Source organism: Salinibacterium sp. 10G20-15, assembly GCF_057365065.1.
In genome coordinates this window covers 224,562-247,080 of sequence record NZ_CP195118.1, presented here as the reverse complement: position 1 = coordinate 247,080, position 22,519 = coordinate 224,562, and the positions used below count along the sequence as shown (strand labels likewise).

Here is a 22,519-nt window from a genome sequence, read left to right as displayed (position 1 = left end):
CAGCATACACTCGGGGCCGATGTGGCGGCCGGAAATGTGCACGGAAACAGGTGCTCAGTCGAGCACGGGCGGTCGGCGGAAAACCGTGCCCGCGCGTGCCCGCTGCGATCGCTAGTCTTCGGGGTCGCTCGGGTCGAGGGGAGCGTGGTGATCGGCATCCGTGACACCGCGACGCCAGTAGCCGTCGGCGGTTACTTGCTGCTTAGGGAGCCCGAGCTCGCGACGGAGGTAACGGCGCAGCGGCACCAACGTTGTCGCTTCGCCGGCGAGGAAGACGAAGGTAGATTCGCCAATCTCACCGAGGGCACGCAGCGCAGCTTCCAGCTGTCCGAGGCCATCGCGACGGTAGAACCACTGGGCGTCCATACGGGCGTTGAGCTCCTCGCTGAAGTAACTCTCGACGCTCTCGTCGGCCACGTCGAACAGCGCGGTGATGCGCACCGAGGTGGGCAACATTTCGATCCAGCGCGATGCAGCCGGAAGCGCGGTTTCGTCGGCGATCAGGATGACGTGCGTTGCGCCCTGCGGGAGAAGCTTCGAGCCGCGCGGGCCAGCAATGACGATCTCGTCGCCAACTTTTGCTTGTCCGGCCCAGGCGGAGGCGGGACCTTCGTCACCGTGGACGACGAAATCGATGTCGAGTTCGTGGTGCCCGTCGTGGCTGCGGAAGCCGAGCGGGGTGTAGTCACGGGAGAAGACCTTACCCTCGCCGACGCGCTTGAGACCGTCTTCAGTCATGGTGGGTGCCGTCAAAACACCGGTGGCGGGGTCGGGGAAGAAGGCCTTGACGTGATCGGTGGGGCCGCTGCTGATGAACCCCTCGAGCTCGTCTCCGCTGAGCGTGATGCGAGCGATCGACGGGGCGGGGTAGTTCACGGCGCTCACCGAAAGACGGCGTGCGGCGAGAGGGTGCTTGACGGATTCGCGTTCAAAAGTCATAGATTGTGGGCGCGAGGCGCCGGCTCATTTCGCTAAGAAGTTAGGGTTACCTAACTACTGTAGCTCGCCAGGCTGGTGAGGGCTAGGGAGAGTTGCTTCGAATTACCTTTGAAGCGTCCACGCGCTGAGGTTCTTAGCCCTGAGGCTACGAGCCGTTGCGGCGTTCTAGCTCTGGGCGGCCAGCGTCGTGCTGATCGAGATTTCGCCCTCGAGCGAGCGGTGCACGGGGCACTTATCGGCGATGACGAGGAGCGAATCGCGTTGCTCGTCGGTGAGATCACCGTCGAAGGTGAGTTCGCGCGTAAAGTGCTCGACCATTCCCTCGGTCGACGTGCAGTGGTCGCAGTCGGCGGCTTTGATCCGTTCGCGCGTGAGCCGTACGCTGACGCCCTTGAGCGGCATCTTTTTGCGATCGGCGTACATGCGGATCGTGATCGAGGTGCAGCTGCCGAGGCCCGCCAGAATGAAGTCGTACGGGGCCGGGCCGTGGTTTTCGCTGAGTGGTGCGGGTTCGTCGGCAACAATCTCGTGACCGGAAGCAAACACGCGCTGTTCGTAGCGCGCGGGGCCGCTCTCGGTGACGATGACGGCACTCCCGTCGACTGTCACGGTGGCGCTCGGGTTGACTGCAGGCGCTGACGCGGTTGTAGGCGTCGTTGCGGTAGAAGCCGCCGTCGAGTTCGCTGGCCCGGGCTGAGGCGTCACCGCGGTATCGGCGCGATCGAAAGCGTAGCGGGCGGCCCACGCGGCAATCATGCTCGCAGCAAAGGCGGCGTCATCCCGGTCGCTCAGGAGGTGGTCGGCGCCATCCAAGGCGACGAAGGACTTCGGATGCCGTGCCGCATCAAAAATTTCCCGAGCGTTGTCGATGCCCACCGTTTGGTCAATGGGGGAATGCAGCACGAGCAACGCGGCATCCAAATCCCGTAGGCGTTCGCTTTGCGGCTGAGAGGCGATGTCGTCGAGCAGTTGCTTGCGGATGCGGAACGGGCGGCCGCCCAATTGAACCGTTGCTTCTCCCTCGGCCACAATCTCGGCGCTCGCGTGGGAGAAGAGGTTGCTGATGTGAGCGGGGTCGCTCGGGCTGCCGAGAGTTGCCACCGCGCGGGCTGAGGGCACGCGGTGAGCGGCGGCCAACACAGCAGCGCCTCCGAGAGAGTGGCCGATGAGGATGGTCGGCGCCCGATAGTTGCCTCGCAGATACTCGGTGGCTGCTACGACGTCGTCAATGTTGGAACTGAAGTTGGTGTTGGAGAAGTCTCCGTCGGATCCGCCCAGTCCAGTGAAGTCGAAACGTAGTACGGCGATGCCGTAGTCGCCGAGCGCGCGAGAGATGCGAGACGCAGCGAAAGAGTCCTTGGAGCAGGTGAAACAGTGCGCAAAGAGCGCGTACGCCGAGGGTGCTCCCTCGGGAAGATCGAGACGGGCGGCAAGCATTGTGCCGTTGGAGCCGGGAAATTCAATCTTCATCGTTCTCTACCGCCTTGTTCTTTACTGCTCCCAGCGTCTCGTAGGGAGTTACAGAGTGCAACGTCGCCGGGGGCGCGGTTTCTTCCCTTAACCACACAACGGCCGGCGAAGAGCATGTCTTCGCCGGCCGTTGGAGTGTGGCTAGTTACAGTCCGGAGCCTGCGAGCGATCCGGTGATCTGGTCGCCGGAGGGGTCATAAATGAGGCACAGGATCTCGCGGTCGCCCTCAGACCAGCTGCCCTCGGTGGGGTAGTACCAGGAGAAGTCGTACACGGAGTCGTCGTACTCGACACCCATGAAGGTGCTGAACTCGGCGTAGCAGTCGTTAGTGGCCTGCTCTTCGATGACGCTGTCGCCGGGGAAGTCGCCATCGGCGAGGTACGAAGCGGCGTACACTTCAGCGTCGTGCGGCTCAGCGCAGTCGATGGTCTTCGTGCTGGAGACCTCTCCACCGTCTTGGTTGCCGACTTCGCAGTCACCAATAACGAGGCTGAAAATGTCTTGCGTGGTGCCCGGGCCGGAGTCAACGGCGTCACTGATTCCGTTGGTGACCTGATCGAGGATGCTGCATCCGCTCAGGGCCACGGCGGCAGCCGCTACTGTGGCAACGGCAATCGTGCGGCGCCAGATTGTCTCTGTCGACATAGAAGTAAGTCTCTTTCGTGTGAATGTGTCGCGCTTCGTACTAGATAAGACTACTTAACACAGGCTTTTCACAGGTAACGCAACAGGGTGAACTTCTAGTGAGACCGCAGAAAGTTCAACGAATCGTTATGAAGAATGCCATTTGTGGCGAGCGCACTGCCGTGCCAGGGGCCTTCTTCGCCGTCGACCGAGGTGAAACGTCCGCCGGCCTCCTGCACGATAGGGATGAGCGCCGCCATGTCGTAGGGCTGTAAATCGAACTCCCCGACGACATCGAGCGCGCCCTCAGCGAGCAACATATACGCCCACATATCGCCGATGGCACGCGAACGCCACGTCGCGCGCGTGAGCGCAATAGCGGCATCCAAGCGACCTGCGCCATCCCACCCCGACAGGCTGTTGTAGCTGATGGATGCGGCATCCAGCGCAGCAACCTTACTGACGAAAATCTGCTCGGCCTCGCCATCGCGGGCCTGCGCGAACGCGCCGTGACCAGTTGCGGCCCACCAGCGCTTGCCGAGAGCCGGCGAGCTCACGACACCCACTTGCGGAACGCCGTCGATCACGAGCGAAATCAGGGTGCCCCAGATCGGTACTCCGCGCAAAAAGTTAGAGGTGCCGTCGATCGGGTCGATGATCCACTGACGGTTCGAGTCACCGGCCTCGCCGTACTCTTCACCGAGAATCGAATCGCCCGGGCGTGCAGCAGCAATGCCGGCACGGATGCTGCGCTCGACAGCCTTGTCGGCATCCGTTACCGGAGTGCGGTCAGGCTTCGTCGTGACCTCAAGATCGAGCGCGGTGAAGCGGTCGAGGGAGATGAGGTCGGCATCGCCTGCGAGAGCGAGGGCCAGAGAAAGATCGTCGGCGAGAGTGTATTCGGTCACAGTTACACGCTAGCGGAACCGAGCGTCGTGATGAGCCGCTGGAACGAGTCAAGACGTAGCCGGCCGACCTCGCCCAGAACGCCGGAAGCGACAGCCTCGGAGATGGCGCAGTCGGGAGCATCCGGCAAGTGCGTGCAGCCGCGGGGGCAGTCTTCAGCGAGTTCGGCGAGATCAGTGAATGACGAAAGAATCTTGCTCGGGTCGATGTGCCCGAGCCCAAACGAACGTACACCCGGGGTATCAACGACCCAGCCAGAACCGACGCGGTACGACATCGTTGACGATGAGGTGTGGCGCCCACGACCGGTAACCGAGTTGACGCGCCCCACCGCACGATTGGCATCCGGTACCAGGGCATTGACGAGCGTGGACTTGCCCACGCCCGAGTGCCCAACGGCTACCGTCGTGTGGCCTTCGAGAGCAGCGCGCAACTCGTCGAGGGGAACCTCATCAGAGCGGCTCGCGATGACCTTCAAGTCGAGACCGGCGAAGTTCTCCAAGAACGGTGCCGGATCCTGTAAGTCAGTTTTAGTGATGCAGAGAATCGGATCGATTCCCGCGTCGTACGCAGCAACAAGATAGCGATCGACGAGTCGCGGTCGCGGCTCCGGGTCTGCTGCGGCAACAACAATGAGCATCTGGTCGGCGTTAGCGACAATGATGCGTTCGACGGCATCCGTGTCGTCGGCGCTTCGGCGCAAAAGTGTGGTGCGTTCGCGAATGCGCACAATGCGCGAGAGGGTTCCTTCGGTGCCGCTCGTGTCGCCGACGAGATCAACCCAGTCGCCCGTGACAACAGAAACCTTGCCGTGCTGGTTGCGGCCTAGCTCACGAGCGCGGGCGGCAATGATCTGGCGTTCTTCGGGGGTTCCTTCGGCAACCCAGACGCCGTAGCGGCCGCGGTCGACGCTGAAGACGCGCCCTTCTATCGCATCCGAATGCTGCGGGCGAATTTTGCTGCGTGGCTTGTTGGCTTTGGGGTTCGGGCGCATGCGCACCGAACTCTCGTCGTATTCGCTGTAGGCGCGGTCGTCATCATCGTCGTCACCTGTGAGCCAACTCATCGTTAGAGCAGCCCGAGGGTGTCGGTGGTGAGGGGAGCGTCGCCGACCAGCGTGCGCCACAGCTCGGGGAACTGGGGGAGCGTCTTAGCGGTTGACTCGATGCCCTCGATTTCGATGCCCTCGATGGCAAGGCCAATGATTGCTCCGGCCGTCGACATCCGGTGATCGTCGTAACTGTGCCAGATGCCGCCGTGCAGATCGGCGGGCTCGATGTGAAGCCCATCGTCGAGTTCGGTGACGGATCCGCCGAGTGCGTTGATCTCGGTGCGCAGAGCAGCAAGACGGTCGGTTTCGTGTCCGCGAAGGTGGCCGATGCCGGTGATTGTGCTGGCGGAGGACGCCAGCGCTGCAAGAGCGACGATCGCGGGAGCGAGTTCGCCGCCCGTGGAAAGGTCGAGCTCGATTCCGGGGTAGCGCTGACCGCCAACGACTCCCGCGCCTCCGTCGATCGTGAGTGCGCCATCCTTGCGAATGGCGGTTGCGCCGAACAGCGGGAGCAACTGCTCAAGATCAGCGCCCACCTGCGTGGTGGTATCGGGCCAGCCCTCAATCGTGACAGTTCCGCCCGCAACGACAGCGGCAGCCAAGAAGGGAGCAGCGTTAGAGAGATCAGGTTCGAGAACGACATCGATGGCGCGGATCGGTCCAGCGGGAACAACCCACACGCCAGGCTCGGGGCTTTCGACAACAACGCCGCGCGCAGCGAGGCACTCAATCGTCATCTCGATGTGCGGCATGCTCGGTAGTTTTTCGCCGGTGTGACGCAGCGTCAGGCCGTTCTCAAAGCGTGCCGCCGCGAGTAGGAGGCCGGAGACAAACTGGCTGGATGCGGAAGCATCGATGCTGACTTCGCCACCGACTACCTTTCCCCTGCCATACAAGCTAAAAGGAAGGGTGCCGCGGCCGTCGTCGGAGACATCGACGCCCAACGCGCGCAACGAGTCAATCGTGGTGCGCATCGGGCGACGGCGAGCTGCTTCGTCACCATCGAACGCGACAGGGCCGAGTGCGAGAGCAGCAACGGGGGGAAGGAAGCGCATGACGGTGCCCGCGAGGCCGCAGTCGATGGATGTTCCGCCCTCGAGTTCACCGGGGGTGACCTGCAGATCGGGGCCGAAGGCATTTCCGGTCGGGATCTCCGCGATTCCGACACCGAGCGCCCGCAAGGCTTGAATCATCAGGGCGCTGTCGCGCGAGTGCAGAGGAGAGTGCAGGCGCGAGGGGGCATCGGAGAGCGCCGCCAGGATCAATTCGCGGTTCGTGAGGCTCTTGCTGCCCGGCAAACTCAGCGATGCCGAGAGCGCGTGAGTGACGGTAGGCGCCGGCCAGTTTCCGGGCACCGTGGTGTCTGGCACCGTCTCGTCGTCATACGGGCTGAACTCTGGGTTGGAATACTTAGATACGAACATCAGTTACTAAGAGTATCGGCGTTTTAGACCCCACGGAGGAGGCGCCCATATGACAGCAGTACTGAGTACTCAGCAGGATGCAGTGATCAGCGAACTAGAATTGTCGCTAATGACTACCGACAGAGTTGAGCCCAGCGCCACCGATGCTGCCGCTGACGACAAACGACGACAGTTTGAAGAGCAAGCGCTGCCCTATATGGACCAGCTTTTTGGCGCCGCTATGCGCATGACTCGTAACCCCACCGACGCTGCAGATCTCGTTCAAGAGACCTTCATCAAGGCGTTTCAGGCGTTCGGTCAATTTCAGCAGGGCACGAATCTGAAGGCCTGGTTGTACCGCATCCAGACCAACACGTTCATCAACATTTATCGTAAAAACCAACGGAACCCGTATCAGGGCACCATCGATGAACTCGAAGACTGGCAGTTGGGCGGCGCAGAGTCGGTCACTCAGTCGGTCTCGACGCGTTCGGCTGAAGCAGAAGCCATCGATCACTTGCCTGATAGCGCAGTGAAGGATGCTCTGCAATCGATCCCCGAAGACTTCCGCCTCGCGGTCTACTTCGCTGATGTCGAGGGTTTCTCGTATCAAGAGATCGCCGACATCATGAAAACCCCCGTAGGCACCGTAATGAGTCGACTGCACCGTGGCCGTCGCATGTTGCGTGAACTATTGGCCGACTACGCGCGTGACCGCACCCCCGGCACGCCAGCAGCATCAAGGAGCACCAAATGACCGACTGCGGTTGCGAAAAAGCAAAAGCCGAACTCGAGGAATACCTCGACCGCGAACTCAACGAAGCCGACTTTCAGGATGTTTCGGATCACCTTGACAACTGCGAGTCCTGCTCAAGCGAACACCTCGTTGCGCTCGCGCTGAAGCTCAAAGTCAAACAGGCTTGTCGTGAGACAGCGCCCGATGATCTGCGGAGCGCAATTCTGTCGAAGCTGGCAGACGCGTAATAAGAATTCCCACGCTGAGCATCCCGAGTGCTCACCGCCTAAGACAAGCGGGCATCCTCCGAAGAGGATGCCCGCTTGTCGTTAACGCGGTTGCGGTTACGGCTGGGTAATCGCGTGGTCGATCAGTTCGGCCTGCTCGAGAGCGCTGCGCTTCGACGAACCGGTCGCCGGTGAGGCGGATGCCGGACGCGACGCGAGCTTGATTTCGCGCGACTGAATGTGGCGCTGCAACTCCAGACTAATGAACGGCCACGCACCCTGGTTCTCAGGCTCATCCTGGGCCCACACGATGTCGGCGTTCGGGTACTGGTCGAGTACCTCGGTCATATCGGTGACGGGAAGGGGGTAGAACTGTTCCATTCGCACCACGGCGATGTGGGAAATATCCCGCTTGTCGAGTTCGGCGACGATGTCGTAGTACGTCTTGCCCGAGGTGACGATGACGCGAGTTACGGCCGACTTGTCGTCGAGACGAACATCGTCAATAACGGGTTCGAAACGACCGCTCGTGAAGTCAGCGACATCGCTTGTGGCACCGCGTAGACGGAGCATCGCCTTAGGAGTAAAGACGATCAGCGGACGACGCGGACGCGAGTACGCCTGACGACGCAGCAAGTGGAAGTACGATGCTGGGGTTGACGGGCGAGCCACAATCATGTTGTTTTCAGCACATAACTGCAGGTAGCGCTCGATGCGAGCCGACGAGTGGTCAGGGCCTTGACCCTCATAGCCGTGCGGCAGCAGCATGACAACGCTTGACCGCTGCGACCACTTCTGCTCGGCGCTCGAAATGAACTCGTCGACGACGATCTGGGCACCGTTAGCGAAGTCCCCAAACTGGGCTTCCCACATGACGAGAGCATCCGCGCGCTCAACCGAGTAACCGTATTCGAATCCGAGTGCAGCATATTCGCTGAGAAGTGAATCGTAGATCCAGAAACGCGACTGGTTTTCGGAAAGATTCTGCAGGGGCAGCCACTCCTGACCGTTCTGGCGGTCGTGAAGCACGGCGTGACGCTGCACGAAAGTTCCTCGGCGAGCATCCTGACCGGCCATTCGCACGGGAGTGCCCTCGAGTAGAACGGAACCGATCGCGAGCAACTCAGCGAAGGCCCAGTCGATACCGCCCTTTCGGCTCATGTCGGTGCGCTTCTTGAGCAACGCCTGGAGCTTCTTGTGCACCGAGAAGTTAGCGGGCGGGTTTGCGTGCGCATCGCCGATGAGGTGAATGACACTTTCGTCGATGCCGGTGGTGATGGGCTCACCAATGGCGTCATCTCGCTGGGAACCGGGCCGCTCGAGATCAGACACTCCATTGCCATCCTTGGTGAGGATGGGCATCGAACCGGTCTGCGCGGCATGCGTTTCGGCGAAAGCGCGCTCCAGGCGGTCTTGGAAGTCCTGGTGGCTTGCTTCGTACTCTTCCTGAGTGATGTCGCCACGACCGACGAGGCCCTCGGTGTAGAGGGTACGAACGGAGCGCTTGGCTTCGATCAGGTTGTACATGAGCGGCTGCGTCATCGAGGGGTCGTCACCCTCGTTGTGACCGCGGCGGCGGTAGCAAATCAGGTCGATAACAACATCGCGGTGGAACTTCTGGCGGTAGGCGAACGCGAGCTCTGCAACGCGAACAACGGCCTCAGGGTCATCGCCGTTCACGTGGAAGATCGGAGCTTGGATCGTCTTGGCAACATCACTCGAGTACTGCGAGCTGCGACCTTCGCTCGGCGGCGTCGTGAATCCAACCTGATTGTTGATGTTGATGTGGATGGTGCCTCCGGTGCGGTAGGCACGCAACTGTGACATCTGCAGAATCTCTACAACGATTCCCTGGCCGGCCATGGCCGCGTCTCCGTGCACCATAACGGGGAGAACAGCGTAGGACCCAATGGGGCGTCGGTCTTGCTTGGCGCGAACGATTCCCTCGAGCACTCCATCCACTGCTTCGAGGTGCGACGGATTTGCGGCAAGGTAGACGGGGATCTGGCGACCGTCTGCAGCGGTAAAGGTTCCCTCAGTGCCGAGGTGGTACTTGACATCACCGGAACCTTGCACCGTGCGGGGGTCTTGAGTTCCTTCAAACTCACGGAAAATCTGACCGTAGGTTTTGCCGGCAATGTTCGTGAGTACGCTCAAGCGTCCGCGGTGAGCCATCCCAATGGCGACCTCTTCGAGGTTGGCTTCTGCGGCCTTCTGAATCACGGCGTCGAGCAGGGCAATCGTAGACTCGCCACCCTCGAGGCTAAAGCGTTTTTGCCCAACGTACTTGGTCTGCAAGAACGTCTCGAACGCTTCGGCCTCGTTGAGCTTGCCCAAGATGCGCATTTGTTCATCGTGAGTGGGCTTCGTGTACGGCTTCTCAACGTGATCCTGAATCCAGCGGCGCTGTTCAGGGTCTTGAATGTGCATGTACTCAATGCCGACGGTGCGGCAGTAGGCATCACGCAGCATGCCGAGAATCTCGCGCAGCAAAGCTTGACGCTTGCCACCGAAACCGCCCGTGACAAATTCGCGGTCGAGATCCCAGAACGTAAGGCCGTGGCTCGAAATATCGAGGTCGGGGTGCGAACGCTGACGGTACTCCAGTGGGTCGGTGTCAGCCATCAAGTGTCCACGAACACGGAAAGCGTTAATGAGCTCCTGAACTCGTGAGGTCTTGTTGATGTTGTCGGCAAGATCGACGTTGATGTCGTTGGCCCAGTGGATGGGGTCGTACGGGATGCGCAAGGCAGCGAAGATATCTTCGTAGAAATGGTTTTCGCCGATGAGGCGTTCGTGAATCTTCTTGAGGAATTCACCCGAACCAGCGCCCTGAATGACTCGGTGATCGTACGTGCTCGTGAGGGTGACGGTTTTGCCAATGCCGAGCTCGGTCAGCGTACGCAGGCTTGCACCCTGGAACTCTGCCGGGTATTCCAGTGCTCCAGCGCCGACGATGGTTCCAGCACCGCGCATGAGGCGAGGAACCGAGTGCTCGGTGCCGATGCCGCCGGGGTTGGTGAGCGAAATCGTGTTTCCCATATAGTCGGCGCCCGTGAGCTTGTTCGCTCGGGCGCGAGAAACAACATCTTCATAGGCTGCGAGAAACTCGCCGAAGCCCATGGTCTCGGCGTTCTTGATGCCGGGAACGACGAGCGCGCGGCTTCCGTCAGGTTTGGGCATGTCGATTGCGATGCCGAGGTTGATGTGCGCAGGCGTGACGACCGAGGGCTTGCCATCGGGCTCGTCGTAGTAAACATTTTGGCTGGGGAACTCTTTGAGAGTCTGGATGATCGCCCAGGCAATGAGGTGAGTGAACGACACCTTGCCACCGCGCGCACGCTTCAAATGGTTATTGATGACGATGCGGTTATCGATCATGAGTTTCGCCGGGATCGTGCGAACACTCGTGGCGGTGGGAACAGTGAGGCTTGAGTCCATGTTCGAGGCAAGGGCCTTCGCGGCGCCACGAAGTGGGGCAACAACGTTCTCAGCCTTCGGTTTCGCGTCCGCTTCTGCCTTTGTGGTCTCGATCGGGGTGGTCGCGGGTGCCTCGGCAGGGATGGGTTGCGGCTTCGGCTCCACAGACGTCGTGCGAGCGACAGGCTGACTGCCCGTGCCGGGATTCGCCTCATCAACGAAGGGTTTTTCAGAGGGCGTCGCCGCAGAGCCTGATGCTGTTGGGGCGGCCGCGCTGGTTGACGGCGAAGAGTGCGACGGTGACGGCTCGGCAGCCGCTGCAGGAGCATCTGAGGTCGACGGTGCGGCAGCGGGTGCGGTGGAGGTCGACTCTTTCGATGGCTGATAGTTCTCGAGGAAGGGCCACCATGCCTCATCCACAAGAGTCTTGTCTTCGAGGTACTTTGCGTACATCTCGTCGACCAACCATTCGTTGGCCCCGAAGTCGCCCGAGGAATCTCCGTCCGCTGCGATTCCGGTTACTTGGCCTGACACGTCAAACCGCCTACTTTCAGTTCTGGTGTTCACAAAAACGGCGCGCAGTCTGCGCGCCAGACATCCCCATCAATGTTAATCGCTTTGTTGTGCGTCTGCTGGTCGTGAGACGGCGATCTTCGCTATTTTCGTGAATTTTTTGCAGAATGCTTTCGACTTGCGACGTTTAGGCTCGAGAGTATGGATTTCTACGAGACCACGCCCACACATGATTTGACCTACTCAGACGTGTTTTTGGTGCCGAGCCGGTCGGCTGTGGGGAGTCGAATGTCGGTCTCGCTTGCGCCCGATGACGGAACGACGGCGACCATTCCGCTCGTGGCGTCGAATATGAACTCGGTCACCGGCCCGCGGTTGGCCGCGAGTCTCGCTCGCCGCGGTGGACTCGGAGTGCTGCCGCAAGACCTCAGCGACACCGACATGGCGGATGCTCTGGCTTGGGTGCGCGCGCAGCCCACCGATCTCGATTCCGCCGTGTTCTTAAGCCCGCACGACACAGTGGAACAAGCGTTGCTTCTGGTTCCACCGCTCGCGGGCCACGGCGTTGTCTTGATGAACGACGGCGCGCTCGCCGGAGTGGTGGATGCCGAACGCCTGACCACCGCGTTGCCCGGTGCTGAGCTGGGCGATATCGCCGGCGCTGACACCCACGCCATCGAGCGCGCAGACTTCGGTAGTGCCCGCGAACTCTTCGACCTTCTGGTGGAGCGCGACCTTAGCTTCGCCGCTGTGGTGGATGGTGGCACGGTAGTCGGCACTACAAGCAAGACGAGTGCGCTCCGTTCCACTCTCTATACGCCAGCGCTCGACAGCGAAGGCAAGCTTGCCGTCGCTGCCGCCCTCGGAGTTAACGGTGACGTTGCGGCGAAGGCTCGCGCCCTCGTCGCTGCTGGCGCGAGCACCCTCGTTCTTGACACCGCGCACGGCCATCAAGAAGGAATGGTGCGAGCCGTTGAGATTGTGGCCGCGCTTGACCTGGGCGTGCCCATCGTCGCCGGTAACGTCGTGACGAGCGCCGCCGTTCGCGATCTCGTGGGAGCGGGCGCCACGATCATCAAAGTCGGCGTTGGGCCCGGCGCCATGTGCACTACGCGCATGATGACCGCGGTCGGTCGTCCGCAGTTCTCTGCCGTGCTCGAAACCGCTGCCATCGCTCGAGAGCTGGGCGCGCACGTGTGGGCAGACGGCGGCGTGCGCTACCCGCGAGATGTTGCGCTCGCCCTCGCAGCAGGGGGAGCATCCGTCATGATCGGTTCCTGGTTCGCCGGCACGATCGAAGCGCCGGGAGAGTTGCGTACCGACGATGCCGGCGCACTCTACAAGACCAGCTGGGGTATGGCATCCACGAAGGCCGTACGCGCTCGTTTCGGCGGGCTCAACGCCTACGAACTCGCCCGCAAAGAATTGTTCGCAGAGGGCATCTCGGGGTCGAAAATTTACCTCGACCCGGCACGTCCTTCGATCGATGATCTCGTTGACATGATCACATCGGGGGTTCGGAGTTCGTGCACCTACGCAGGCGCCGCAAACCTCCGCGAATTTCGTGAACGCGCGCTCGTGGGAATCCAGTCTGCGGCAGGGTACGAGGAGGGCAAGGCTTTGCCAGTGAGCTGGTAATTCAACTCTTGTTTCTCAGCGATTTGTCCTATACTCAAGCCCATAATGGACGACCCTCCCTCTAGTTGTCGCCGGAACACTGTTCCGTGCGACCATCACTTATTTTTCGCCCGTTCTCTTTTCACTTCCGCGGCTGGAGGTGATTTGTCATGAATGAATGGCTGCTCTTCGCCGCTGGCCTCGTGCTGACCGTCGGAACCGGTTTCTTTGTGGCCTCGGAGTTCGCACTCGTAAACCTCGACCGTTCTGATCTCGAAGTCCGCCAAGAGCGAGGCGAGAAGCGACTCGCTGCGACCATCTCGGCGTTGAAGCACACGTCAACGCATCTTTCGAGCGCGCAATTGGGTATTACCCTCACGACTCTGTTAGCTGGTTATACCCTCGAGCCCGCCCTGAGTACGTGGCTTGAGATCCCACTCGGTGGGGTGCTCCCGGGGCCAGCCGTCATCGTTATTGCGAGCGTTCTTGCTGTCACCTTGGCCACGCTCCTGTCGATGATCGTGGGCGAACTTGTGCCAAAGAACTTCGCACTCGCGCTTCCCCGAGCGACTGCTAAGTTCGTGGTGCCCTTCCAATTGCTCTTTACTGCGGTGTTCAAACCCGCGGTGAGTTTGCTCAATAACACTGCAAACGCGATCCTGCGCTCCGTCGGAATCGAGCCGAAGGAAGAACTTTCGGGCGCCCGCACCGCGGAGGAACTCACCTCCCTCGTGCGTCGTTCGGCGAGCGAGGGCAGTCTCGAGGCGGACACAGCGACTCTGCTCGCCCGCACCCTTGCCTTTGCCGATCACACAGCGCAAGACGTGATGACCCCGCGACCACGGGTCGACAGCATCGACCGCACCGACAGCGCTCAAGACGTAATCGATCTGGCCAAGCGCACCGGATTTTCTCGCTTCCCCGTAATCGACGACAGCATCGACGATGTCGTGGGTCTCGTGCACATCAAGCAAGCTGTCGCGGTGCCCCACAAGAAGCGTGCCGACGTGCCCGTTTCGGCTCTGCAGACGGAAGCGCTCCAAGTGCCAGAAACGATGCGACTGGATGCCCTGCTCGCCGAACTGCGTGGCCGCGGCTACCAAATGGCCGTCGTTGTTGACGAATACGGCGGGACCGCAGGAGTCGCCACTCTCGAAGACCTCGTGGAAGAACTCGTCGGCGAAGTCTCTGATGAGCATGACCGCTCGAAGGCCGACGTGGTTCGTTCTCGCGACTGGTTTACCTTCCCTGCCATTCTGCGCCCGGATGAGCTCCTCGAGCGCACCGGCGTTGAAGTGCCCGAAGAAGGGCCCTACGAAACTGTGGCCGGTTGGCTCATGAGTGAGCTCGGTCGCGTTCCGCGCACGGGCGACACGATTACCGCCGCGGGCGGAGTGTTCCGCATTGAACGACTGGAAGGTCGACGCATCGACCGCGTGAGGTTTACCCCTGATCCGATTGTCACCGCTACCGATGCTGAGGTGGTGAGCTAATGGACGTCTGGGGAATCATCTGGCTATTTGTACTGCTGATCGTCAACGCCTTCTTCGTTGGCGCAGAATTTGCTGTCATCTCGGCACGTCGCTCGCAGATTGAGCCGCTTGCGGCATCCGGTTCGCGATCAGCGAAGACTGCGCTGTGGGCCATGGAGCATGCGACGCTCATGCTTGCGGCCTGCCAACTGGGCATCACGGTGTGTTCGCTGCTGATTCTGAACGTGTCTGAGCCTGCAATTCATCACTTACTTGAGGTGCCACTGGCACTGACTGGTTTGAGTGAAGAACTGATCAGCACGATCGCTTTCATCATGGCGCTCATCATTGTCTCGTTCCTGCACGTCGTGCTCGGAGAAATGGTGCCGAAGAACCTCTCGTTCTCGGTTCCCGACCGCGCGGTCTTGATCTTGGCTCCGCCGCTCGTGTTCATCGCCCGAGTATTCCGCCCCATCATCGTCGCCCTCAACGCGACAGCGAACGGAATTCTGCACCTCTTCAAAGTGGAACCCAAGAATGAAGCGAACAGTGTCTTCACTCTCGACGAAGTGGCGACGATTGTCGCGCAGTCGACACGGGAAGGTGTGCTGACGGATGCTGGAGGCACCCTCACCGGTGCGTTCGAGTTCACGTCGAAAAAGGTTCGCGATGTCGCCATTCCGATGTCGGGGCTTGTCACGTTGCCCGAGGACGCCGCCCCGGCGGACCTCGAGAAGGCGGTAGCTCAACGAGGATTCTCGCGTTACATTCTGCTGAACGACGCGGGGGAGCCCACCGGCTACCTGCACCTCAAGGATGTCATCGATCTCGACGAGAGCGAGTTCCACGAGCCCGTTCCGCCCAAGCGGATTCGCCAGCTCATTTCGATGTACTGCGAGACCGACCTCGAAGATGCCCTCGCGACCATGCGTCGCTCGGGCGTTCACGTGGCGCGCAGCTTCGACGCCACCGGCGCGACCACCGGTGTGCTCTTCCTCGAGGACATCATCGAGGTGCTCGTCGGCGAAGTGCAAGACGCCACCCGGCGACGCTAACGACGTTCTCAACTATCGTTGTCATCCATGGATGCTGAGTCGATGTGGAGTGCTGCTGACGCGGCACGCCACATCGCTCTGCCCCACGAAAGCGACGACAAGTACTCCCGCGGTGTACTCGGCCTGATCACCGGATCGGCCCAGTACCCGGGCGCCGCCGTGCTGGGCGTCGAGGCTGCCGCACGTACGGGCGTGGGCATGATTCGCTACCTCGGAGCGCAACGAGCTCAAGACCTTATTCTGCAGCGCCGACCCGAAGCTGTGATGGCCGATGGCAGGGTTCAGGCGTGGCTCATCGGTTCGGGCATGGATCATGCCGCGAGAGAGTCGGATGCCGAACGCCACATCACTGCTGCGCTCGGCCAGAACGTACCGCTTGTGCTCGACGGGGGAGCGCTCGACGTGGTGCACCGGGTCACGACGCCCACCGTCATCACGCCGCACTACCGCGAACTGGGCCGGTTGCTCGACGAACCCACGGAGTCAATTGCGGCAACCCCGCGCGACTGGGCGGAATCCGCCGCCACCCAACTCGACTGCACCGTGCTGCTGAAGGGGCACACGACGTACGTGTCCGACGGCACGACGACGGCCGTGATTGCAGCTGCTCCCGCGTGGTTGGCTACCGCCGGCGCCGGAGACGCGCTGGGCGGCATCCTGGGGGCCCTCGTGGCCACTCATAGCCCTGCGGTGCTGGCAAACCCCGCACTACTCGTGGGGCTCGCTGCCACAGCCTCCTATGTGCACGGGCGCGCGGCAGCTCTCGCGAGCGACGGCGGCCCACTCACCATTCTTGAGCTGTGCAGCAATGTCTCCCGGGTCGTCGCTGAACTTGCCGCGGCCTGCACGGACGCGGTCGCGACTGACACCCGACCGCAGTGCTGACGCGTCATGCCGTCAGCGCCATTGGGCTCTGGCTGCTGTTCATCGCGGCTCACCTCTGGCTCGGGCTGCTCAATCTCCACGGCCCCGGTAATCCGTTCGGTGACGTCACCATCGTTTACGCGGGGTGGGCGCAGCAGGCGTACGCCGCGGGCATTGTTGTGGGCGTGGACATCCCGTGGGTATATCCGCTGCTGGCCATTGTGCCGATCTTGGCATCAGTGAGCTTTGGCATCGAACTCATCGGCGCGACCTGGCTGACGCTCGTCATGCTGCTCAATCTCGTGGCGCTCGGCTTTCTCACCCGCTGGGGCCGCTCGCGTTCGGGTGTGATCATCGGATGGTGGTGGCTGGCGTTCCTCGTGGCTCTCGGCCCGATCGCGCTCGGCCGCATCGATGCCGTCACCGTCGCGATCGCCATGGTCGGAGTACGCCTCGTGACGACTCACCCTCGCGTTGCCGGAGTAGTTCTTGCCTGTGCCACGTGGGTGAAAGTGTGGCCCGCAGCGCTGATTCTGGCTGCGTTCATTGCCCTGCGTGAGCGTGGGGCGGTCGCAATCGCAGCAGCGGGAACCACGGCGACCGTCGTCGTCTTCGCCCTGCTGGCCGGGTCGGGCGGCAACGTATTCAGCTTCGTCACTGAGCAAACGGGCCGAGGCATCCAAATTGAATCCCCGGTCGCGGGCATCTGGCTCTGGCAGATCGTAGCTAAAGTGCCAGATTCGTTTGTGTACTACGACTCGAGCATTCTGACCTTCCAAGTCGCCGGCCCGGGAGTGGATGCCGTGGCTGCAATCATGACGCCGTTGCTGGCTCTGGTGGTGCTCGCGATTGCCGCGCTCGGAATCCGCGCCGCCCGCACCACAGCGCGCCACGGAGGAGGCGCGCTGCTGGTGCTCGCGCCCCTGAGCCTCGCGCTCGTTCTTGCCCTCATCGTCGTCAACAAGGTCGGCTCACCGCAGTTCGTGTCGTGGTTGGCGGTGCCCGTTGTGCTTGGACTTCTCAGCTCCGCAACCCGCTCTGGCCCCAGCACCCCTGCGGGCGGCGGCATTGGTGTCCGTGCGAGCTTCCGGATGCCGGCGACGCTGAGCATCGCCATCGCCGTGCTCACGCAGCTCGTGTATCCGTTCTTCTACGACCGCTTACTCGTCGCCGATCCGTTGCTGGTGGCGATCGTGAGCGCACGCAATCTGCTCGTGGTGACCCTGATGGTGTGGGCGATCGTCGAGCTCATGAGGCTTGGCCGCCCGGTTTCCAGGCTGCCTCACGCCACCCCATCCACTGAAAGCCCCGTAGTAAAGGAGTCAGCATGATCGTCGCATTCTCAATCGCACCCAGTGGTGGTTCGGATGGAACAGATTCGGTTCACGATGCGGTCGCCGCAGCCGTCAAAGTCGTCCGCGACTCGGGGCTGCCCAATCAGACTGATTCGATGTTCACGACCATCGAGGGAGACTGGGATGAAGTGTTCGCGGTCGTCAAAGCCGCGACCGAAGCAGTCGGCCAGTTTGGGTCGCGCGTTTCGCTCGTGCTGAAGGCCGACATCCGGCCCGGTCGCACAGGCGAGATGACCGGAAAGGTCGAACGCCTCGAGCAAGCGATCATTCGCGCCGAGAGCTAACCAGCCAGCGCACTGCTGCCGTACAACACAATCGCCCTGACCCACACGAGTGGGGCCAGGGCGATTGGTATGAGGCGTGGTGCCGCACGATGCAGCCCGCAAAAGGTGCAGCCTACAAAGGGTGTGGCTTAGAGGTGGTGCATCGTGTCGGTCTCGATCAGGATGCCGTCTTCAAGAGCGCGCTTACGCAGTGCAACCTTGGTGCCGACATCGAAGCCCGCAACGCGGTACTTCTCGCGGATGCGCTTGAGGTAGCTCTTGGCGGTCTCTTCAGAGATACTGAGCTGGTATGCCACCGACTTGACGGGCTCGCCGCCGCCGTAGAGCGCCATAACGCGACGCTCTTGAGCGCTGAGCTTGGGAGCGCCACCGATCTCATCGGCGTTGATGGCCAAGTCGAGCTCAGCGGAGATGAACGACTCGCCCTTCGACGCTGCGCGGATCGCTTCAACGATCATGTCCGCGTCTTCGCTCTTGACGAGGTACCCGAGCGCGCCAGCAGCTAGGGCTTCGCGCACCACGTTCGGCTCAGAGTAGGTGCTCATGAGAACGACGCGAACGTTCATCGACTTGAGAGTGTTGATCTTGAGCGAGACGGGGATGTTGTCTTTGAGGTCGAGGTCGAGCAAGACAACATCGACGGGGAACTCGGGGTGAATAGTGAGTTCTGGCCAGGTGGGAACCGCAACGACCATGTCGATGTCTTCCGCGGCCTTGCGGATCCACTCGGTGAGTGCACCGAGCAGCATTCGGTGGTCGTCTACGAGTGCGAGCCGGATGCGCTTTGTTGGTTCAGTCACGGTAAATTCCTCTGGTCGATCGTCTTATCTTACGAATTTATTGGTCTGCGGGGTTATCGACAAGGCATTCGATGTCGAGACGCACGCTCGAGTTCTCGATGGAGTCGGTGTAGGTGCCGACCTTTGCGACTGCCTCCCACGTTGAAGCATCCACTCGGTTTCGTGCGACTCCGCTCGAGGTGATCGAAATGCCGACCGCCACCTTGTCTTCGAAGCCGGGCGCCAAAACGGTAGTGGACGGCGCGATTGTGATGTGAACGGAGTTTTTGGCTCCCCGCTTGGTGGTGTCGGTAACAAACAGCCACGCGGTGGAGAGGAGGCCGTCCCGCTGCACTGGATCGAGGAGCCCAGCGAGGCTGCCTTTGTCGGTGAGCGTGACTGATTTGCCGAGCAGGTCGGACTCGGTGATGGCGTGGTAGAGCCAGGTTTCGCGACGTCCCTCGATGAGGTGCAGTCGCAGTTCTGTCGCAAGCGACGCCGCTGTGGATGCGATTTTGGGTTCGAGCGGCAGCTTGGTGGTGCCATTCGCTACGGAATCGAGCAGCTTTTCTGCGGCGAGGTCGAGACGAGCCAGTTCTTCGGACGCCATCATGCCGACGGCGAAGCGCGGCGCGGTGAGAGTGCTCTGGACGAGCACACGATCAAGTTCCACCTGTACGAGGCGTCGGAAGTTTGTGATGAGCGACAGGCCAATCACGGTCGGTAGGACGGCAAAGGCGACGGTCGTTACCTGGGGTGCAAGGTTGTCGGTTGTCAGAGGCACGTTAATGAGGATGACGGTGATAAGACCGACAGCTACTGCGGCGACCGCGATAATGAGCTCGGTGGTGGGCCGCACCGTAAGTACCAGTAAGAGTGCCATTCCGGCAGCGACAGCCGCAGTAGAGTAACCGCCGATGTCATGAAGGTCCCAGATCGCGTAAATGTCGAGCGCCATTACGGCGGCGAGACCGATGACGAACAGAAAGAAAATCCACTGGGGGAGCTGTCCGCTCGTGAGCTGAACGATAGTGATCGTGGCCGCGATCAGCAGAACTAGGAGCCCCCACGACACCGCTGCGATGATCGGGTTGGGATAGATGTCCCATTGGATGACAAGCCAGACGAGTCCATAGATGGCACGGAGGCTGACGAGAATAGCGGCGCCGACGCCGACGAAACCGGTGCCGAGGCTTGTGAGGCGCGGGCTGTCATCCCGCGCGAGACGGCGAATCGTCGCACTCTTGGAGTGACGACCTTTTTCGCCGACGATAACGCCGAGAGTGTTTTCCTCAGGGGGAGCGTAGGTCATCGGGGAACCTCCAGCACCACGGTCGTGCCTGAGCCAGGGGTCGAGAACAGGCGGGCTTGACCGCCAACTTCTTTCAAACGAGCAACAACCGACTCTTTGAAACCGAGACTCGCGGAATCAACGTCGTCGAGTACAAAGCCAACACCGGAGTCGGTGATCATCGCGCGGACCGTGGTGTCATCTTCGGTGATCGTGACATGGGCCTCGGTAACGCCAGAATGGCGACGAACGTTCTCCAAGCACTCGGCGAGAGCGAGCAGAAAAGCGTCGAGAACATCGCTAGGCAAGAGCACTTGCCCGGTGCCGTGCCAGCTCACTTCAAGTCCCATGCGACCAAAGCGCTGTTTCACAGACTCGAGCGTGGTGCCTAGCACGGTTTCACTCACGGGAGCGCTCAAGTTGTAATCACCAGAGGTTTGGGGCGTTGGAGTTGCACCGAGCCGTAGTTGGCGTAGCAAGCGAGCATCATCGCCGGCTTGTTGCCGCATCGCTTCCGCCGACACGCCCACCCCCGAGTGGGCGAGAAGCGTGAGGGTAGCCAAGACAGTGTCGTGCAGTAGCCGAGCGCCTTGGCGGCGCTGAGCTTCGGTTTCGCTGGCTTGTCGCTCAGCGCGGTGTGCGCGACCGATGCTCGCGATGCGTCGTACAGCTTGCGGAACGCCTGAGCTGATCCAGTATCCGATGAGAGCCGCGAGAATCCAGCCAAACACCAGAAGCGCCAATGTGCGCACCGGGGGCTGAAAGGGCTCCATAGAGATGACCGTGACGCCCGAAACGACGATGAAGCTAACCAGCAACACGATGCGGCGCAGGAGCGTCGTCGTGAGAACGATCGCCAGACACGCAAGCGAAGCCGACGAAAGTTGGGCAACCGCCGAGAGACCGGCCTGAGTGGGGCCGCCGGGCGTTCCTGCGACAAGCAAAATCACTACGCAGCCCGCTACGAAGGAGGGAATCACCCAGCCGAGAGACCGACTGCTGCCCATCTGAAACTGGAGCACCGCCATTACTGCATACAGCGGAAGGCACAGAAAGAGCGTGAGAGTCGCCACAGCACCGGGGATACTCAAGCAGATGACCGATACGGTCAAAAAACTGAGGCTCGCTACGCGCGCAGTGCGCTGCAGTAGGCGATCCCGTTCTTTAGCAATGAGGTCCATTTGGGGCTATGTTTGCACATTTCGTCCCTCTATCGGGGGTGACGCACCGCCTTTGGCATGAGGAAACGCCAATTTTCGACCAACACGCGTATCTTCGGATGATTCTCAGTAGAGATCACACGGCAAGCAGCCGCGTCAGTGGCGCACGCATGAGCTCGGATTCAATGAGGAAGCCATCGTGGCCGAACGGTGAGTGGATGACGTGTGGAAGGTTGCCATCAAGGTTGCCGGGGAGGTGCTCGGCAATAATCTCTTGACCGGAGACCGGGAAGAGGCGGTCGCTGTCGATGCCGAGTACGAGGGCGGGCATGGTCGCGCGGGCAAGTGCCTGCTGCACGGTTCCGCGACCGCGTGCCACGTCGTGCGAACTCATTGCCTCAACGAGCGTGATGTAGCTGTTCGCGTCGAAACGACGGGCAAACTTGTTGCCGTGAAAGTCGAGGTAACTCTCGACGGCGTAACGGCCGCCCTTGCCCCAGGGGCTTACTTCGCTCTGCCAGGTGCGCTCAAAACGCTCATTGAGCTCGTCGGAGGAACGGTAGTTGATGAGAGCTAATCGGCGGGCGAGGGCTAAACCGCGGTGGGGACCATCGCCATCTGCCGCATCGTAGTAGGCACCGTCTGCGAAGGCGGGGTCGGTGCGAATCGACTCGATCTGCACTGAGTTGTGAGCAATCTGGTCGGCGGTTGATACGGGGGGTGCGGCCAGAATGGCGACCTTGGCGACACGCTCCGGATGCCCGACCGCCCATTCGAGGGCATGCATGCCGCCCATCGAGCCACCGATCACGGCTGCCCAACGGTCGATGCCGAGCGCGTCGCTGAGTGCAACCTGCGCCGCGACTTGGTCGCGAATAGTAATAAACGGGAAGCGGGCGCCAAATTCAGCACCGTCGGGGGCATGGGATGCCGGACCGGTGCTGCCTTGGCAGCCTCCCAAGATATTGGGGGCGACGACGAACCAGCGATCGGTGTCGATGGCCTTGCCCGGTCCGACGAGATCGTTCCACCATCCGCCCGTGGCATGACCAGCACCGGGAGCTCCGATGATGTGGCTGTCGCCGGTCAGCGCGTGAGCGACGAGGATCGCGTTCGAGGCATCGTCGTTGAGCGTGCCGTGCGTTTCGTATGCAATGCGAGCCGAGGGCAGCTTTCCGCTGAACTCGAGCGAGAGGTCGGTGACCGTAATGAACTGGCGCTCGCCCGTGGGATCTCCCTCTCGCCAGGCACCCGTCGCCGGGGGCTTGCCGAGGAGCGAACGCACGTTTGCGTCAGTGATGAATGCCGAAGGAACAGTGTCTTCAGGTGTCTGCCAGTCCATGTCTCTCCCA

At 61.4% G+C, this 22,519-nt stretch carries 19 protein-coding genes; 8 read left to right on the top strand and 11 right to left on the bottom strand.

Going from position 1 to position 22,519, the window contains the following annotated elements; translation table 11 throughout:
- Nucleotides 1-111: 111 nt before the first annotated feature.
- The 6 genes from ACR3YK_RS01160 to aroA all read right to left on the bottom strand — a co-directional run bounded on the left by ACR3YK_RS01160 (nt 112) and on the right by aroA (nt 6,415).
- Complete coding sequence (locus tag ACR3YK_RS01160; protein WP_486175431.1) at nt 112-939, bottom strand: siderophore-interacting protein; 828 nt, start codon at nt 937-939, stop codon at nt 112-114.
- Nucleotides 940-1,104: 165 nt separating this feature from the next.
- Entirely contained in the window at nt 1,105-2,409 is a 1,305-nt protein-coding gene (locus ACR3YK_RS01155) for a bifunctional alpha/beta hydrolase/OsmC family protein (protein ID WP_486175430.1), read from the bottom strand.
- Nucleotides 2,410-2,554: 145 nt separating this feature from the next.
- Nucleotides 2,555-3,055, bottom strand: coding sequence for a septum formation family protein (locus ACR3YK_RS01150; protein ID WP_486175429.1), 501 nt, complete (start codon nt 3,053-3,055; stop codon nt 2,555-2,557).
- A 95-nt stretch (nt 3,056-3,150) separates the two neighbouring features.
- Nucleotides 3,151-3,942, bottom strand: coding sequence for an inositol monophosphatase family protein (locus tag ACR3YK_RS01145; RefSeq protein WP_486175428.1), 792 nt, complete (start codon nt 3,940-3,942; stop codon nt 3,151-3,153).
- 2 nt (nt 3,943-3,944) lie between these two features.
- Nucleotides 3,945-5,006 (bottom strand): ribosome small subunit-dependent GTPase A, encoded by a 1,062-nt coding sequence (gene rsgA / locus ACR3YK_RS01140; RefSeq protein ID WP_486175427.1) that lies wholly within the window; start codon nt 5,004-5,006, stop codon nt 3,945-3,947.
- 2 nt (nt 5,007-5,008) lie between these two features.
- A complete protein-coding gene (gene aroA / locus ACR3YK_RS01135; RefSeq protein WP_486175426.1) occupies nt 5,009-6,415 on the bottom strand; it encodes a 3-phosphoshikimate 1-carboxyvinyltransferase in 1,407 nt (468 codons plus the stop codon).
- A gap of 109 nt (nt 6,416-6,524) precedes the next feature.
- Between aroA and ACR3YK_RS01130 the strand changes: the two genes are divergently transcribed.
- Together ACR3YK_RS01130 and ACR3YK_RS01125 are read left to right on the top strand one after the other, a co-directional pair.
- Nucleotides 6,525-7,151, top strand: coding sequence for a sigma-70 family RNA polymerase sigma factor (locus tag ACR3YK_RS01130; protein WP_486175425.1), 627 nt, complete (start codon nt 6,525-6,527; stop codon nt 7,149-7,151).
- Nucleotides 7,148-7,378 carry an anti-sigma factor family protein gene (locus ACR3YK_RS01125; protein WP_341620734.1) on the top strand — a complete coding sequence of 77 codons (231 nt, stop codon included), beginning with the start codon at nt 7,148-7,150 and terminating at the stop codon, nt 7,376-7,378. The genes ACR3YK_RS01130 and ACR3YK_RS01125 overlap by 4 nt, the downstream gene beginning before the upstream one ends.
- Before the next feature lie 96 nt (nt 7,379-7,474).
- On the opposite strand, the gene ACR3YK_RS01120 is transcribed toward ACR3YK_RS01125, so the two are convergent.
- Complete coding sequence (locus ACR3YK_RS01120) at nt 7,475-11,311, bottom strand: multifunctional oxoglutarate decarboxylase/oxoglutarate dehydrogenase thiamine pyrophosphate-binding subunit/dihydrolipoyllysine-residue succinyltransferase subunit (RefSeq protein ID WP_486175424.1); 3,837 nt, start codon at nt 11,309-11,311, stop codon at nt 7,475-7,477.
- Nucleotides 11,312-11,491: 180 nt separating this feature from the next.
- Between ACR3YK_RS01120 and guaB1 the strand changes: the two genes are divergently transcribed.
- From guaB1 to ACR3YK_RS01090, 6 genes are all read left to right on the top strand, one after another.
- Nucleotides 11,492-12,928: a GMP reductase gene (gene guaB1, locus ACR3YK_RS01115; RefSeq protein ID WP_486175423.1), complete on the top strand. Its 1,437-nt coding sequence runs from the start codon at nt 11,492-11,494 to the stop codon at nt 12,926-12,928.
- A 149-nt stretch (nt 12,929-13,077) separates the two neighbouring features.
- The gene (locus ACR3YK_RS01110) at nt 13,078-14,400 is read left to right on the top strand and encodes a hemolysin family protein (RefSeq protein WP_486175422.1); all 1,323 of its coding nucleotides are present in this window, start codon (nt 13,078-13,080) and stop codon (nt 14,398-14,400) included.
- Complete coding sequence (locus ACR3YK_RS01105; RefSeq protein WP_486175421.1) at nt 14,400-15,434, top strand: hemolysin family protein; 1,035 nt, start codon at nt 14,400-14,402, stop codon at nt 15,432-15,434. The genes ACR3YK_RS01110 and ACR3YK_RS01105 overlap by 1 nt, the downstream gene beginning before the upstream one ends.
- 27 nt (nt 15,435-15,461) lie before the next feature.
- A complete protein-coding gene (locus ACR3YK_RS01100) occupies nt 15,462-16,319 on the top strand; it encodes an ADP-dependent NAD(P)H-hydrate dehydratase (RefSeq protein ID WP_486175420.1) in 858 nt (285 codons plus the stop codon).
- A complete protein-coding gene (locus ACR3YK_RS01095; protein ID WP_486175419.1) occupies nt 16,313-17,629 on the top strand; it encodes a glycosyltransferase 87 family protein in 1,317 nt (438 codons plus the stop codon). Before ACR3YK_RS01100 ends, ACR3YK_RS01095 begins: the two co-directional genes overlap by 7 nt.
- Complete coding sequence (locus tag ACR3YK_RS01090) at nt 17,626-17,937, top strand: thiamine-binding protein (protein ID WP_100389925.1); 312 nt, start codon at nt 17,626-17,628, stop codon at nt 17,935-17,937. Before ACR3YK_RS01095 ends, ACR3YK_RS01090 begins: the two co-directional genes overlap by 4 nt.
- 128 nt (nt 17,938-18,065) lie before the next feature.
- Here the strand turns inward: ACR3YK_RS01090 and ACR3YK_RS01085 are convergent, their stop codons facing one another.
- The 4 genes from ACR3YK_RS01085 to metX form a co-directional block, all read right to left on the bottom strand.
- Complete coding sequence (locus ACR3YK_RS01085; RefSeq protein WP_100389926.1) at nt 18,066-18,737, bottom strand: response regulator transcription factor; 672 nt, start codon at nt 18,735-18,737, stop codon at nt 18,066-18,068.
- A gap of 37 nt (nt 18,738-18,774) precedes the next feature.
- Nucleotides 18,775-20,028, bottom strand: coding sequence for a hypothetical protein (locus ACR3YK_RS01080; protein ID WP_486175418.1), 1,254 nt, complete (start codon nt 20,026-20,028; stop codon nt 18,775-18,777).
- Nucleotides 20,025-21,188: a sensor histidine kinase gene (locus ACR3YK_RS01075; RefSeq protein WP_486175417.1), complete on the bottom strand. Its 1,164-nt coding sequence runs from the start codon at nt 21,186-21,188 to the stop codon at nt 20,025-20,027. The genes ACR3YK_RS01080 and ACR3YK_RS01075 overlap by 4 nt, the downstream gene beginning before the upstream one ends.
- Nucleotides 21,189-21,303: 115 nt before the next feature.
- The gene (metX, locus tag ACR3YK_RS01070) at nt 21,304-22,509 is read right to left on the bottom strand and encodes a homoserine O-acetyltransferase MetX (RefSeq protein WP_486175416.1); all 1,206 of its coding nucleotides are present in this window, start codon (nt 22,507-22,509) and stop codon (nt 21,304-21,306) included.
- Nucleotides 22,510-22,519: the final 10 nt, after the last annotated feature.